This window comes from Streptomyces marokkonensis, from assembly GCF_039539045.1.
Classification (GTDB): domain Bacteria; phylum Actinomycetota; class Actinomycetes; order Streptomycetales; family Streptomycetaceae; genus Streptomyces; species Streptomyces marokkonensis.
The window spans coordinates 63,680-77,548 of the sequence record NZ_BAABCQ010000012.1; the positions used below are offsets into that span (position 1 = coordinate 63,680).

13 protein-coding genes are annotated in these 13,869 nt (G+C 73.2%); 5 read left to right on the forward strand and 8 right to left on the reverse strand.

The genetic code is table 11. The features are described from left to right. Nucleotides 1–45: 45 nt before the first annotated feature. Both ABEA26_RS04905 and ABEA26_RS04910 read right to left on the reverse strand, forming a co-directional pair. The gene (locus ABEA26_RS04905; RefSeq protein WP_345589551.1) at nucleotides 46–1,101 is read right to left on the reverse strand and encodes a DUF2637 domain-containing protein; all 1,056 of its coding nucleotides are present in this window, start codon (nucleotides 1,099–1,101) and stop codon (nucleotides 46–48) included. Nucleotides 1,102–1,306: 205 nt separating this feature from the next. Then, nucleotides 1,307–2,152 (reverse strand): (2Fe-2S)-binding protein, encoded by an 846-nt coding sequence (locus ABEA26_RS04910; RefSeq protein ID WP_345589553.1) that lies wholly within the window; start codon nucleotides 2,150–2,152, stop codon nucleotides 1,307–1,309. A gap of 167 nt (nucleotides 2,153–2,319) precedes the next feature. Here ABEA26_RS04910 and ABEA26_RS04915 point away from each other — a divergent pair, with 167 nt between their 5' ends. Beyond that, entirely contained in the window at nucleotides 2,320–3,183 is an 864-nt protein-coding gene (locus ABEA26_RS04915; RefSeq protein WP_425587785.1) for a GntR family transcriptional regulator, read from the forward strand. Between the two features lie 82 nt (nucleotides 3,184–3,265). Here ABEA26_RS04915 and secD read toward each other — a convergent pair whose 3' ends face one another. The 4 genes from secD to ABEA26_RS04935 form a co-directional block, all read right to left on the reverse strand. Next, nucleotides 3,266–5,704 carry a protein translocase subunit SecD gene (gene secD, locus ABEA26_RS04920; RefSeq protein ID WP_345589555.1) on the reverse strand — a complete coding sequence of 813 codons (2,439 nt, stop codon included), beginning with the start codon at nucleotides 5,702–5,704 and terminating at the stop codon, nucleotides 3,266–3,268. A gap of 80 nt (nucleotides 5,705–5,784) precedes the next feature. Continuing rightward, nucleotides 5,785–6,213, reverse strand: a complete 429-nt coding sequence (locus ABEA26_RS04925) for a hypothetical protein (protein ID WP_345589557.1) — start codon at nucleotides 6,211–6,213, stop codon at nucleotides 5,785–5,787. Between the two features lie 147 nt (nucleotides 6,214–6,360). After that, a complete protein-coding gene (locus ABEA26_RS04930; RefSeq protein ID WP_345589559.1) occupies nucleotides 6,361–7,089 on the reverse strand; it encodes a response regulator in 729 nt (242 codons plus the stop codon). Nucleotides 7,090–7,091: 2 nt separating this feature from the next. Further along, complete coding sequence (locus tag ABEA26_RS04935) at nucleotides 7,092–8,045, reverse strand: HAMP domain-containing sensor histidine kinase (protein WP_345589572.1); 954 nt, start codon at nucleotides 8,043–8,045, stop codon at nucleotides 7,092–7,094. A 358-nt stretch (nucleotides 8,046–8,403) separates the two neighbouring features. Between ABEA26_RS04935 and ABEA26_RS04940 the strand changes: the two genes are divergently transcribed. The 4 genes from ABEA26_RS04940 to ABEA26_RS04955 all read left to right on the forward strand — a co-directional run bounded on the left by ABEA26_RS04940 (nucleotide 8,404) and on the right by ABEA26_RS04955 (nucleotide 10,991). Beyond that, nucleotides 8,404–8,730 carry a TraR/DksA family transcriptional regulator gene (locus tag ABEA26_RS04940; protein ID WP_279564600.1) on the forward strand — a complete coding sequence of 109 codons (327 nt, stop codon included), beginning with the start codon at nucleotides 8,404–8,406 and terminating at the stop codon, nucleotides 8,728–8,730. 55 nt (nucleotides 8,731–8,785) lie between these two features. Further along, a complete protein-coding gene (locus ABEA26_RS04945; protein WP_345589574.1) occupies nucleotides 8,786–9,175 on the forward strand; it encodes a TraR/DksA family transcriptional regulator in 390 nt (129 codons plus the stop codon). After that, nucleotides 9,172–9,996 (forward strand): rod shape-determining protein, encoded by an 825-nt coding sequence (locus tag ABEA26_RS04950; RefSeq protein ID WP_345589561.1) that lies wholly within the window; start codon nucleotides 9,172–9,174, stop codon nucleotides 9,994–9,996. The genes ABEA26_RS04945 and ABEA26_RS04950 overlap by 4 nt, the downstream gene beginning before the upstream one ends. Nucleotides 9,997–10,352: 356 nt before the next feature. After that, entirely contained in the window at nucleotides 10,353–10,991 is a 639-nt protein-coding gene (locus tag ABEA26_RS04955) for an Rv1733c family protein (protein WP_345589562.1), read from the forward strand. 122 nt (nucleotides 10,992–11,113) lie between these two features. Here ABEA26_RS04955 and ABEA26_RS04960 read toward each other — a convergent pair whose 3' ends face one another. Continuing rightward, nucleotides 11,114–11,902, reverse strand: coding sequence for a hypothetical protein (locus ABEA26_RS04960; RefSeq protein WP_345589564.1), 789 nt, complete (start codon nucleotides 11,900–11,902; stop codon nucleotides 11,114–11,116). A 162-nt stretch (nucleotides 11,903–12,064) separates the two neighbouring features. Continuing rightward, complete coding sequence (locus ABEA26_RS04965) at nucleotides 12,065–13,855, reverse strand: PucR family transcriptional regulator (RefSeq protein WP_345589575.1); 1,791 nt, start codon at nucleotides 13,853–13,855, stop codon at nucleotides 12,065–12,067. Nucleotides 13,856–13,869: the final 14 nt, after the last annotated feature.

Consider the following 13,869-nt stretch of genomic DNA (forward strand, 5'->3'; position numbering starts at 1 on the left):
CTGCCCGGCCAGGACGGCCCTCAATGATCGTCACCACGGGCCGTCCTAGCCGAACTGCTGCTCCAGATCCTTGAGTTTCCGCTCCAGGGAGTCCAGGCGCGGCAGGGCCTGGGTGTCGTCCTCCGCGGTCAGGTCGACGGTGACCTGGTCAGCTTCGCGACGCACGGGCTGCAGGGAGGGACGCCGTCCCGCGGGCAGTGGCTCCGGGGTGGATATGGCAGGCTCCGCGGCGGCGCGTTCGGTGCCCCGCTCCACCTGCTGCACCTCGATCTCGACCGGTCGGCCGCCGCCGCGCCCGGGGAATCCCCGGGGGCCGTGGCCTCGGCTGATCGCCTTCAGCTGCGCCCGCTCCAGACGTTCGTGCTCGCGCCGCCGCAGCTTCTTCTCTTCCTTCTGACGCCTCTCGTCGCGTACCTCGTCGACCGCCTCGTCGAGGCTGCGCACGCCCTCCAGGAGCATCAGTGACCAGGCACGGTACGTCTCCCGGGGCGCCCGTAGCCAGCGGACCATGCGGATCTGCGGCAGGGGACGCGGCACCAGGCCCTGCTCGCGCAGGGCGGCCCGGCGGGTCTGCTTCAGGGCCCGGTCGAACAGCACCGCCGCCGACAGGGACATGCCCGCGAAGAAGTGCGGGGCCCCCGCGTGGCCGATGCCGCGAGGGGCGTGCACCCAGTTGAACCAGGCGGCCGCGAACGCGAAGGTCCACACGAGTATGCGGGAGCCGAGCGCCGCGTCGCCGTGACTGGCCTCGCGCACGGCGAGGACGGAGCAGAACATCGCCGCCCCGTCGAGTCCGAACGGAACCAGGTACTGCCAGCCGTCGCTCAGACCGAGGTTCTGCTCGCCGAAGCCGACCAGACCGTGGAAGGAGAGCGCTGCGGCCACCGCGGCGCAGCAGAAGAGCAGGACGTAGGAGACGCTGCCGTAGAGGGCCTCCTTGCGCCTGCGGCGATCCTCCATGCGCTCCCACGAGTCGTCCGCGCCCGCGTCCTTCCCCGAGGAACGCTTGCCGCGCGCGAGCACCGCCACCGCCGCCAGCATGCCCAGGAGCAGCACGGCGCCCGGAAGCAGCCAGTTCAGCGATATGTCGGTCAATCTCATCTAGGGGTCCCTCGCGTTGGGATGGGGCGTAACGCCCGCCATGGTGGCCCAAACCCGGTGGCCCCCAAGGGGTTTCGGGGCAAGAGGCAGCCAAGAGGGTGCGAGGGAATCTCTGGAGTGACATTCTGCTCGAACTACCGTCTCATGGGTGACAGTTGAGTTCGAATGGAGCTGTCCGTGTGAGTGTGGGCGCGCCCGGGAGGTGTCAACTCGCCGTGGCGAGCATCTTGTTGACGCGGTCCGCGTCGCAGGTGCGCGGGCAGGTGGTGCAGGTGTCCTCGGGGCGCAGCGTGTAGAACATGCAGCAGCTCGCCCGGTCCCGGGTGTGCAGCGGCTCGCCGTCCGGCCCCTTCAGCTCCCGGAACGCGGCGTCGCCGACGTACGGCTTGGTCGCGCCCGGCAGCAGCAGCTCCAGCTCGTGCCGGGCCCGCTCCTGTTCACCGAGCAGATGGGCGACGTACCACAGGCCCTCGACGACCTCGTCGGTCGCCATGCCCCACAGGGCGCGTCCGCGTCGCCGCATACGCGGTCCGAATCCCGCCAGTACGGGTTCCAGATGTTCGGCGACGGCGGCCCGTACCTCGGTCCGCAACGCCTCCTCGTCGGCGACCACGCGGGCGCCGGGCAGCGCGGCGGCCGGATCTCCGGGCAGACAGGCGAAGCCGGTGGGCCGCACGGCCATCCGGCCGAGGGGAAGGCCGGCGGCGGAACGGTCGTAGGCGACACGGGTGACGGGGCAGCGGGGCACCCTGCGGTGCAGGAACCACGGCACGGTGATCAGCAGGCAGGCCGGCCATGCGTACCGGTGCAGTCCGAAGCTCGCGACCACGTCCGGCCGGGCCCGCTGTCCGTAGTCCCGCAGGACCTGGGCGTCGTCCCAGGCCAGGAACGCCTCGAGCTCGGCCTCGCCCGCCGCGAGCGAGGCGGCGCCGACCCATCCGCCGCCGCGCGGGACCTCGCCGGCCGTGGCCGGCTCGGTGACACCCAGCCCCGGGAGGACCTCGGACAGACGCGCGTAGGCGTCCGTGAAGGCCGAGCGGGTGACAGGCATGCGGGACCACCGATCCACGTCGGGACAACGGGCATTTTCAGGTAAGCCTTACCTTACCGAAGATGCTTGGGATTTGAACTGACGGCCTGTGCCCTTATGGTGCTTGACGGACAGGTGACAAGCCGCCGTAATGACCCCAAGTACCGACACGTCCCACAGGAGGACCCGTGAAGCCGAGCGCGCAGGGTCCCGACAGGCCGGGGACCGGACGGTTCCGTACCGGCGACGTGGCCGATCCGGCAGCGTTCTTGCGGGTCCCGGCCCTGGCCCCGCCCCGCGCCGCGGACCGGGACAAGGGCCGGGATCGGGATCGGGGCCGGGATCGGGCACACAGTGCCGGGGAGCCGGCCGAGGGCGCGCGTGGCGAGCACACGCACAGCGAGCCTCCGCCGCCCCGCCCGCGTGCCCTGGTCCAGCGCTCCTCCGTGCGAGGGCAGGTCCTCGACGCGCTGCGCACCGCGCTGGTGACCGGCGAGCTGCGGCCCGGCGAGGTCTATTCGGCGCCCGCGCTCGGCGAGCGGTTCGGTGTCTCGGCCACGCCCGTACGGGAGGCCATGCAGCAGCTCGCCCTGGAGGGGGCCGTGGAGGTCGTCCTCAACCGCGGATTCCGCGTCGTCGAGCGCGGCGACCGGGAACTGGCCGAGCTCGCAGAGGTCCGGGCCCTGATCGAAGCTCCGGTGATACTGCGTCTGGCCCGTACGATGCCCGCCGAGCGCTGGGCGGAGCTGCGCCCCTTCGCCGAGGCCACCGTCCGGGCCGCGTCGTCCGGCTGCCCGGCGACGTACGCCGAGGCCGACCGCGCCTTCCACCGTGCGGTGCTCGGACTGGCCGGCAACGACCAGCTCGTCCGGATCGCCGGTGACCTGCACCGCCGCGCCCAGTGGCCGCCGGCCGGAGCCCCCTCGATGCGAGGGCGGGCCGACCTGATCGCCGACGCGCACGAGCACACGGCCCTGCTGGACGCGCTGATCGCCGGCGATCCGGATGTGGTGCGGAGCCTGGTGGGGGAGCACTTCACCGGGGCGTCCTGAGCGCGGGCGGCCCCGGTGAAGTGTCGCGAGTGCGGCTTGCGCGAGTGCGGCTTCGCGAGCCGGGTGTCGCGAGTGCGACTCCCTACGGGACCTCCTGCCGTTCCGTGCGGCTCGCCGGCACCTTCTTCTCCGCCTTCTCCTTCTCCTCCGTACTCCGGCCCCTGCGACGCGTGGGGCGGGACCCGCTGCCGCGGTCGTACATCTCGATGGCCAGCGGAGAGGCGGTGAACACCGAGGAGTACGTGCCGACTCCCACGCCGATCAGCAGGGCGAGGGCGAAGTCGGTGAGCGAGTCGTCGGCGAGGACGGCCAGTGAGGCGAGGATGAGCACCGCGCCCATACCGGTGTTGACCGTGCGCGGCAGGGTCTGCAGGATCGCGTGGTTCGTGAGTTGGGCGAACGACTGCTTGCGGTCCTTGCCGCCGAGGAGTTCCCGGATGCGGTCGAAGAGGACCACCGAGTCGTTGACCGAGTAGCCGATCACGGTCAGCAGCGCCGCCAGGAACACCCCGTCGATCGGCTTGCCCAGCCAGGCGAAGACGCCGACCAGGATGACCACGTCGTGGGCGAGCGCGCCGACCGCCGCGGTGCCGAACAGCAACCGGAACCGGACGGCGAGGTACGTCAGCTGAGCGGCCAGGGCCAGGCCCAGCGCGATCAGGGCGTCCTTCCGCAGCTCTGCGCCGAGGCTCGGGCCGATCAGCTCGTCGCGGACCTTCTCCGTCTCGCCGCCCAGCTCGCCGATGGCCTTGGTGACGGTGTCGGCCTCGGCGTTGGTCAGCTTCTCGGTGCGCACCGAGAGGTCGCTGTCACCGGAGGACTGGACGACGGCGCGGGGGAAGCCCGCGTCGGCGAGGGCGTCCCGCGCCCGGTCGGCGTCGACCCGGGTGGCCGTGGAGTACTCGATGAGCCGTCCGCCGGTGAACTCGATGCCGAAGTCGAGGCCGCGGACCAGGATGCCGGAGCCGGCCACCACGAGGACGACCGCGGAGGCTGCCAGCCAGCGGCGAGGCCGGCGCATCAGGAAGGGGTTGCGGCGCAGCAGGGCGTCGCGGACCGGGCCGGTGGTGGAGATGCCGGTGATGTGCGGGCGGCGGAAGACCGACGGGCGGCTCGCGGCGAACTCGGCCAGCACCCGGGTGATCACCAGGGCGCTGACCATTGAGGCCAGGACACCGATGCCCAGGGTGACGCCGAACCCCTTCACCGGACCGGAGGCAAGGAAGAACAGCAGCGCGGCGGCGATCAGCGTGGTGATGTTGGAGTCGGCGATCGCGCTGAAGGCACTGCGGAACCCGGCGGTCAGCGACGAGCGCGTGCTCGGACGGGTACGGGCGGCCTGTTCCTCGCGAGCGCGTTCGAACACAAGGACGTTGGCATCCACCGCCATGCCGATCGCCAGGACGAAGCCGGCCAGGCCGGGCAGGGTCAGGGTGGCGCCGATCGCGGCCAGGCCGGCGTAGGCGATCAGGCCGTAGCAGAGCAGGGCCACGGTCGCGAGGACGCCCATGAGCCGGTAGACGAAGATGATGAACAGGCCGGTCAGGGCCGTGCCGATGACCGCGGCCCAGGCGCCGGCCGAGATGGCCTCGTCACCCAGGGTGGCGCCGATGGTGCGCTGCTCGATGGTCTCGACCGGTACGGGAAGGGCGCCGCCCTTGATCAGCAGGGCCAGATCGCGGGCCTCGGTGTCGTCGAAGGAGCCGGTGATCTGGGTGGATCCGCCGGTGATACCCGCCCCGCAGGCCACGGAGGGGTCGACCTGCGGCGAAGAGATGATCTTGTTGTCGAGCACGATGGCGACCCGGCGCTGCGGATCGCCGGCCGGGTGGCAGGCGGCCTCGCCGGTCACCTTGGCCCAGCGGTCGCTGCCCGCGTCCTTGAAGTCGACGGTGACGTGCCACCCCGCTCCGCCCTGCTGGTCGAAGCGGGCGTCTGCACCCTTGACGTCCTGCCCGGTCAGCGTGGCGTCCTTGAGCCGGAGAGGCATTCCGGACTCGTCCGGCAGCACGCGCTCCCCGTCCGTGCCGGACGCGGCCTTGGCGTCGTCGGTCTTCGGGTCGTCCGTCTCGGGGTCGTCCGTCTCGGCGTCCTTCGCGGCGGCCTCTCCCTCGGCCTTTCCCTCGGCCTCTCCCTGGGGCTCACCCGGGCCGAGCACCGAGTGGACGGTGAGCTGCGCGGTGCGGCCGAGCACGTCGGCCGCCTTCTTGGGGTCCTGTACGCCGGGCAGCTCGACCACGACGCGGTTCTCACCGGAGCGGACGATGGTCGGCTCGGCGACACCGAGCGCGTCGATACGGCCGCGTAGCACCTCCACGGTGCGGTCGGTGGCCTCCCGGTCGGCCTCGGTGGTCTCGGTGGACTTGGTCTCCAGCACGATCTGGGTGCCGCCCCGCAGGTCGAGCCCGAGGCGGATCGGCATGGTCAGGGCGATGGCCACGGCCCCGGCCATCACGAGGAGGGCGAGGAGCGCTCGCCCCCTCAGGGAGTGGGCACGGGAGCGGGGACGGGAACGTTTCAACACGGGCCTCCGGCAGGCACGCCACGGCAGCGGCCCAGCGCGGCCGCGGCAAGGAAGGTGAAAGGACGTGGACGGGTGTCTCAGATGCCGGAGGAGACGGGAGGAGCCCGCACCCGGTCGTGACTCGTGCGGCCGGGGGACACGGGAACGGAGCCGGACGGCGCCGTGGTCCGCCCGTGGGTGGCCGGGGCGGCGCCCGTGCAGCGCGTGGTGGTGGCGAGGCGGTCCGGGGGAGCCGGGCGCTCACCGAGGTGGTCGTGGCGGGACCTGGCCTGGGAGGCGCAGGCGGTGGCGCACCCGTCGCCGTCGTGGTACCCGGTGTCCGGGTGCGGAAGGGTCGTCCCCGCGGGTATCGGAACCTGTCCCACGACGGCGACGGGTGCGCCCGCCGCCGCGGGTCCGGCCGGGACCAGGGCCAGCAGGACGGCCAGCAGCGCGGCGAACGCCGCTGCCGGCCAGTGCCCCGTGACGGAGACGGGTGCCGGGGCGGTGCGGCGTGCGAGGCGCATGCACCGTCCCCTTTCGTGGTGGGCGCTCGGTCGGTCGGACTCTAGCGCGTGCGGTGCGGAAGCCCGGGGCTCCGGCCGGGGAGTGGGCGGCCAGAGCCTCGGGCGGTTCAGGGGGTGGCGGGACTCATCCGCACTCGACCGGACCCGTCAGGGTTCGATGAGTCCGGCCCGGATGGCGTAGCGGGTCAGCTCCAGGCGGTCGCGCAGGCCGAGTTTCTGAAGGAGGTTCGCCCGGTGCCGCTGGACGGTCTTGATGCTGATGAAGAGGATCTCGGCGATCTCCTTCGAGGAGTGGCCCTCGGCGACGAGCTTGAGGACCTCCTCCTCGCGGGGCGTGAGGATGTGGTCGGCGCTCTCCTCGCCGTGCCGCACCCGGTCGAGGTAGTTGCGGATCAGGGCCGTCACCGCACCCGGGTACAGGAAGGGCTCGTCGCGCATCGCGGCCCGGCAGGCGGCGACCAGGTCGCGGTCGGCGACGGACTTCAGCACGTATCCGCAGGCCCCCGACTTCAGGGCCTGGAACAGGTACTGCTCGTTGTCGTGCATCGTCAGCATCAGGATGCGCAGCCCCGGTTTCAGCGCGGCCAGCTCGCGGGCGGCCTGGAGGCCGGTCAGGCGGGGCATCGCGATGTCCAGGACCGCCAGGTCGACGGCGTGGGTCCGCGCCATGTCGATGGCCTCCGCACCGTCGCCGGCCTCGGCGACCACCTCGAGGTCCGGCTCCCGGTCGAGGATGAGCCGTACGCCGCGGCGTACCAGCGCGTGGTCGTCGGCGAGCAGGATGCGGATCCTGGCCGGATCGGACGCGGGCGCCGCGGACGTGCCGGAGGCGGTCGGGCCGGAGGCGGTCGGCTCGGGCAGGGACGGGTCGGACATGGTCAGGGCTGCTTCCTGGGGACGGGTGCGGTGAGCCGGATGCGGGTGCCGGCGCCGGGTGCCGAGGTGATGTCGAGGGTGGCCCCGATGAGCAGGGCCCGTTCGCGCATGCCGCGGATTCCGGCACCCTCGCACGCCGCCTCGATGCCGCGGCCGTCGTCGGCGATGGTGAGCGTCACCGCGCCGTCGGCGGGGGCGAGAGCCACCTCCACCCGCTCGGCGTCCGCATGGCGGGCCGCGTTGGTCAGGCTCTCCTGCGCGACACGGTAGAGGACCAGCTCGGTCTCGGGGTCCAGGGTGGGCAGATCCGCGTCGAAACGGCGCACCACCCGCAGCCCCGTGTGGGTGGCGAAGTCGTGGGTGAGCGAGGACAGCGCGCTGATCAGACCGAGATCGTCCAGGACACCGGGCCGTAGCCGGCGTACCAGGCGACGGACCTCGTCCAGGCTCTCCCGGGTGATCTCCTGCGCCTGCTGCAGCTCGTCGCGCAGCGGCTGGTCGGCATCGTCCGCGGCGCGCCCCAGGACCAGCAGGATCGCTGTCATGCTCTGCCCGACCTCGTCGTGCAGCTCCTGGGCGATACGGCGTCGTTCCGCCTCCTGGGCGAGCAGGACACGGGCGGTGCTCGTGGCCCGCTCGTGCTCCAGCCGGTCGAGCATGGCGTTGAACGTGCGGATCAGCTCGGGGACCTCACCGCCGCCGGACACCGGGAGCCGCTGGCCGGGGCGCAGCAGGTCGACGGTGGTCATCAGCTTCGTGAGCCGGTCCAGGGGTGACAAACCCCAGCGCAGCAGGGCGCCGTTGGCGACCAGCATCACGCCCAGCCCGCCCACCAGGATGACGGCCTCGGTCAGCAGGACCGGTACGGAGACGGTCACCGGAGCCCACAGCAGCAGAGCTGTGGCGAAGCCGAGCACCACCGCGTTGAGCCCGAAGATCCGCCAGAACAGGGACACCGGGGGGTACGCCTCCTTCTGCGACGCGTCGACTGGTACGCCTCTACTGTCGGTCATCGCGCACCCTCGGTGGGAGCCGCTGCCTGGTTCGAGACAGAGCAAACGACCAGCTTGCCCGTCCGGAGTCCGGCGGTCGATGGGTCCTGACCCCCATTTTCGGATCGCGGCACACCCATATGGACGCCACCCCGGTACGCCGCCGAGTGGATACTCCGTCCCCGGGCAAATGGGGCCTGCGCCCGATGGGCTTCCCCCGGCGGTCCGGCCATGGTTGAGGCTGACCGGGTCCGTTGGCCCGGCGTTAGTCATACCCGCAGGCCCTTCTGAGAAGCAGGCCCGGTTGAGAAGAGGAATCGCCGTGTCTCTCGACACCTCCCGCATCGAACCCCGCCCGGAACGCCTGACCGCTCACGAGGCACGCCAGCGCCTCGAGCACGCCCGCAACACCCGTATGACCCAGCTTCAGGCACTCGGGGAGAGCGGCCAGGCGGACGACCAGCTGATGTCCGCGCAGAAGGCGGCCATCGACCGGGTGCTCAAGGAGATCGAGGAGGCCTTCGCCCGTATCGACGACGGCACCTACGGAACCTGCCTGGGCTGCGGCAAGCCCGTCCCGGGGGAGCGCCTGGAAATCCTCCCCTACACGCGGTACTGCGTCGCCTGCCAGCGCCGTGCCGCCGCCTGACCACCGTCCGTCCAGTCTTCGTCTCCCGCCCTGCCCAAGGGGTGAAGTGGGTGAAGTGGTGAACAACCAGATCATCGGCGACCGCGACACGCTTGTGTCGCCCCGGTCGTCCCTGTCGCCCGAGGACCTCGCCGCGCTCCGGGACAACCTCGACGAGCAGCGGCTGTTCCGTGAGGAGCAGCTGCGGCAGATCGCGACCATCCCGTCCCGCGCCGACGAGCTGATCCAGCGCCGGTCCGCCGCCCAGAGGGAGGTGAGGGTCGAGCTTGTGGCCTCCGCGCGCATGGTCCTCGCCGACGTGGAAGCGGCACTCGAGCGCATGGCCGAGGGCCGTTACGGTGTCTGCCATCTGTGCCGGCGGCCCATCGACCGCGAGCGCCTGATGATCGTGCCGCAGGCCCGCTACTGCGCTCGCTGCCAGCAGGTGCGGGAGGCCGGACGATGACCGTGGTCCGCCGGCCCCGTGCCGTCCTCGGCCGGCACCGCCCGTGGCCCTTGTGCCGGCAGTGCATTGGCGTCGCCCTCGACATGGGCAGCGCCCGGACCCGCGCCTGGGTCGCCGGGCGCGGCATGATCCTCGACGTGCCGACGGTGACCTTCCCCGGCGTCGGCGCGGTGTACCCCATCCAGCGCGGCTCGATCGTCGACACTCCGGGGACGGCCCGGATGCTCGACCGGCTGCTCGGCCACCGCCTGCCCCGCTTCGCCCGTCCCCTGGTCGTGGTGACCGCGCCGGTGCTGGACGGGTTCGCCTACAGGGCCGAGGCCCGTACGGCCGTGGAGGTGCTGCGCCCGCGCAGTGTGCTGACCGTCCCCAGCGCGCGGGCCGTGGCCCTCGCGGCGGGCGCGGACCTGTCCCGGCCGTTGCTCGTGATGGACATCGGCGCGCATCTCACCGAGGTGGTTCTCCTGGTGGACGGCGCCGTCTTCGACGCGCGCCGCACCTCCTTGGGGACGGGGGACATCGACGACGTCACCCCGGCCGCGCGGATCGCGGAAGCGGTGGCCGACATGACGACCTCGATGCTGCGGCAGGACGACACGTCCTTCACCGTCGACGCCCTGAGCAGGGGCCCGCTGCTCGCGGGCGGGGGTGCCCTGCGGCCCGAGGTCACCTGCCGGCTCACCAACACACTGCATGTGCCCCTGCGTGCCGTGCCGGCCCCGCACACGGCGGCCCTCCGCGGCGCCGCCAAGCTCCTGGAAGCCGCGCACTCCCACCCGTCGACCACGGGCACGGACCCACCGGACGAACACCCGAGCTGACCGGCTGCCGCCGTACGCGGTGACGCACGTCGAGGGCTGGGTCCTGGCCCGTCGTTGAAACTCACCCGGGTGTCCACTCACCCGGGTGTCCACTCACCCGGCGTGCTCGGATCCCGGCCCCTCACACACGGCCCGACCACTCGGGCGGCCCAGCCCGCGCATCGCGGCCCCGGCACACAGGACGTGGCACCGCAGTCCTGCTCACGTGGCACCGCAGTCCCCGCCCACGTGCGCCGGCCCCGCCCGCCCTCGACCCGCCGTCGTAACCCGAACCCCCACCCCGACCCGCCGTTGGCCGGCCGGACCGGTATCGGCGGTGCCGAACCGGCTGTCCCGCCCCTGGAAGGAGGCACCCCGTGGCTGGTGAGATACCTCCGGCACAGCCACCGCCCGCCGCTCCCGGCCCCGGACGGCATCCGCGCCCCCTGCTGTGGCAGTGGCGGCGCAACCCGCTGCGGCGCCGTACCGACCGGCTGCAGGCGTGGGTCGCCGTCGGGCTGCTGCTCGCCGTGCTGGCGGCGGCCCCGGCGGCGATGTTCGCGGTCGGCGACGCGGCCCACCGCCACTACCGGGGCACCGCCGAGCACGAGACCGAGACCCGGGACCACCGCCCCGCCGTCCTCATGTACGACGCCCCGCGCCACCCGGAACCCGGGTCGGACGAGGCGAAGGAGACCCGGTACGCGGTCAAGGTGCGGTTCACCGGTCCGGACGGCCGTGCGCGGACCGGGAAGACCGACGTCGAGCCGGGGCTGCCCGCGGACAGCACCGTTCTCGTCTGGGTCGACAGGGCAGGAAGGATCACCGAACCGCCGCTGACCGCGGAGCAGATCCGCAGCCGCGCGGTGGGCTGGGCGATCCTCGCCTTCCTGGGCGTCGTCCTCGCCGGCCTCGCCGCACACGCGGTCACCGGGTTCGTGCTGCGACGGCGCAACCTCGCCGGATGGGACGCCGCCTGGGCCGCCACGGCCCCGCGCTGGAGCAGGCTCCCGTGACGGCGGCGACCGGCGACCGCGATGACCGGCGGCGGCCGGTGACCGCGGTGACCCCTGACGGCGGCGGCCGACGGCGATTGGTCCCATGACGGTGCCTCCGGCCGACTGCGGGCTGCCGGCCGTCAGGCTGTCGCCGCCCCCGGCGCCGGTGGTGCCAGCTGCCGAGCCAGCCACGTCGGCACGCCGCCGAGCAGCCGGAACAGCCGCCGTGCCTCCTCCCGCAACCGCGACGCCTCGGGTTCGGCCTCCGCGTCCGCGAGCGACACCAGTGCCGGCGCCGTACCGACGAGGTATCCCAGCTCCTCGCGGATCCGCAACGACTCGGCGAAGCCGTGCCGCGCGTCGGCCAACTCCCCCTCCCGCAGGGCGAGTCCGGCCAGATGCCGCCAGGTGAAGGACTGGAGCAGCGGGTCGGCGTGCGCGGTCGCCCCCGCGTGGGCCCGCCGGTACGCAGCCCGGGCGGCCTGCGGCGACCGGGTCAGGTTCTCCGCGAGCAGCCCGCGCCGGAAGTCCAGCAGTGCCCGCCCGCCGGCCCCCGGCGCGATCAGCGCCGCCGCCCGGCCCAGCGCGGCCCGTGCCTCGTCGGCGCGGTCGCGCACCCCGTGCACGGTGGCGGCGTACGCGAGCTGCCCGCGTTCGCAGGCGGCGGCCCCGCGCTCGTCGTCGCTGTCGGCCAGCGCCTCGGCGGTGCGCAGCGCGTCCTCGGCCTGGGCCCACCCCTGCTCGGTGTACAGACACCGTTCCACCAGCAGAGCGGTCCGCTGCAACGCGGTGGCCGCGGTGACCGGCTCCAGCAGAGCCGCCGCGTCGGCCCAGCAGGCGCGCGAGCGCAACCGCCATACCGCGGTCTGGAGCGGATCGTCACCCTCGGTCGTTCCCCAACCAGAACCAGCCATGGCGGAATGCGCCACGTTGCCCTCCCCTTAGCACGCCATCGAGCTCTCGAGTGGTGGGCGCATCTCAGCACGGATCCGGCGGCCCGGCCAAGGGTATGGGTGAAATTTTTCACAAAGTCGTGGAACTTCCCGTCCCGAGGTTTGGGACCGCCCCGGGCCGGGCGTACGCCTCGAGGCTCAGCTCATCCGCAGTGCCAGGAAGAAATCCAGCTTGTCCTCGAGCCGCGACAGGTCACGCCCCGTCAACTGCTCGATCCGTCCGACGCGGTAGCGCAGCGTGTTGACATGCAGGTGGAGCCGGTTCGCGCAGCGCGTCCAGGAGCCGTCGCAGTCGAGGAACGACTCCAGCGTCGGGATGAGTTCGGCACGGTGGCGCCGGTCGTAGTCCCGCAGCGGGTCCAGCAGCCGGGCGGTGAAGGCCCGGCGGACGTCGTCGGGGACGAAGGGGAGCAGGAGGACGTGCGAGGCCAGTTCGTGGTGGCCCGCGGCGCACACCCGGCCGGGGCGCGCCGCGGCGACCCGCCGCGCGTGGCGTGCCTCCTCCAGCGCGCCGCGCAGCCCTTCCGCAGAGTGCACGGCCGCGCTGACCCCGAGCGTGACCCGCCCGTCGCCGTCCAGCCCCGCCGACAGCGGCTCCCGTACGGACTCCAGCAGCGCGTCCGCGAGGATGCCGGTCTCGGAGCCGTCATGCTCGCTGGAGACCGCCGGCAGCGGTACGAGGGCGACGGCCTCGTCGCCGGTGTGCGCCACGGCGATGCGGTCGGACTGCTCGGGGCCCGTGGCCAGCGGGTCGACGAGTATCTCCTCCAGCAGGGTCTGGGCGACCGGACCGGTCTCCGCCGAGCCGTCCGGGCTGCTCTGCCCGCGGCCCGGTCCGCCGTCGGTGCCGCGGCCCGGTCCGCCGTCGGTGCCGCGGCCCGGTCCGCCGTCGGAGCCGTCCGCCCACTCGACGCGGGCGACGACGACCTGCCAGTGCGGGGCCGCGCCGAGGCCCGGCAGCAGTACTGGCGCCGCAACCCGCAGCCGGGCCGCGATCTCGGCGGGCGCGGCGCCCGTCTGCACCAGTTCCAGGACCTCCTGTGCGAGCCGCCGCCGTACCGTGCGCGCCGCGTCCCGCCGGTCCCGCTCGACCGCGATCAGCTGCGTGACGCCGTACAGCAGGTCGAGCCGCTCCTCGGCCCACTCCCCGGCGTCCGCCTCCACGACCAGCAGCCAGTCGGACAACACCGTCTCGCGCACGTCCCGGGCGGTCTGCGGCAGACGCCCCGCGCCGGGCACCGCCGAACGGTGCTCCGGGCCGCGCACCGGGAAGAGGCTGTACGTCGTCGGGCCCAGGTTCGCCCGGTGCGGCGCGCGGCGGCCCGCGCGGGTGGCCGCGAGATGCTCCGCCGCCAGCTTCGCGCACACCTCGGCACTCAGCGCGGGACCCGAGTCCTTCGGGCCGGCGACCGGCCGGCCGGTCGGGGACAGCACCCAGGCCCGCAGGTCCAGGTCGGAACCGAGCAGGTCCAGGACCACGTCGGGGCCGCCGCCCGCCGGACCGGAGGTCATCATCCGGCGGTGCCGGTCCACCACGGCCGCCAGGTCCCCGGCCCGCTCGCCGGACACCTGGCGGACGACGTGCTCGGTGATGGTCGCGAAGGCCACCGACTCGTTCACCGCGAACAGCGGCAGCCGGTGCCGCGCGCACGCCGCCACCATGTCCTCCGGCACTCGCCCCAGCTCCGCCTCGCCGGCGGCGAGGGCGGCCACCCCGGCCTGCACCAGGATCCGGACGAACGGCTCGGAGTCGGCGGCGTCCCGGCGCCAGGCCAGGCCGGTGAGCACCAGCTCCCCGCCCGAGAGATAGCGGCTGGGGTCCCGCAGGTCGGTGGTCATCACGCCCCGCACGGAGCGGTCCAGCTCGTCCTCGCCGCCGAGCAGCTTGAGGCCCAGCGCGTCGGTGTCCAGCAGTGCGCGCAGCCGCATTCTCGTCGCCGCCG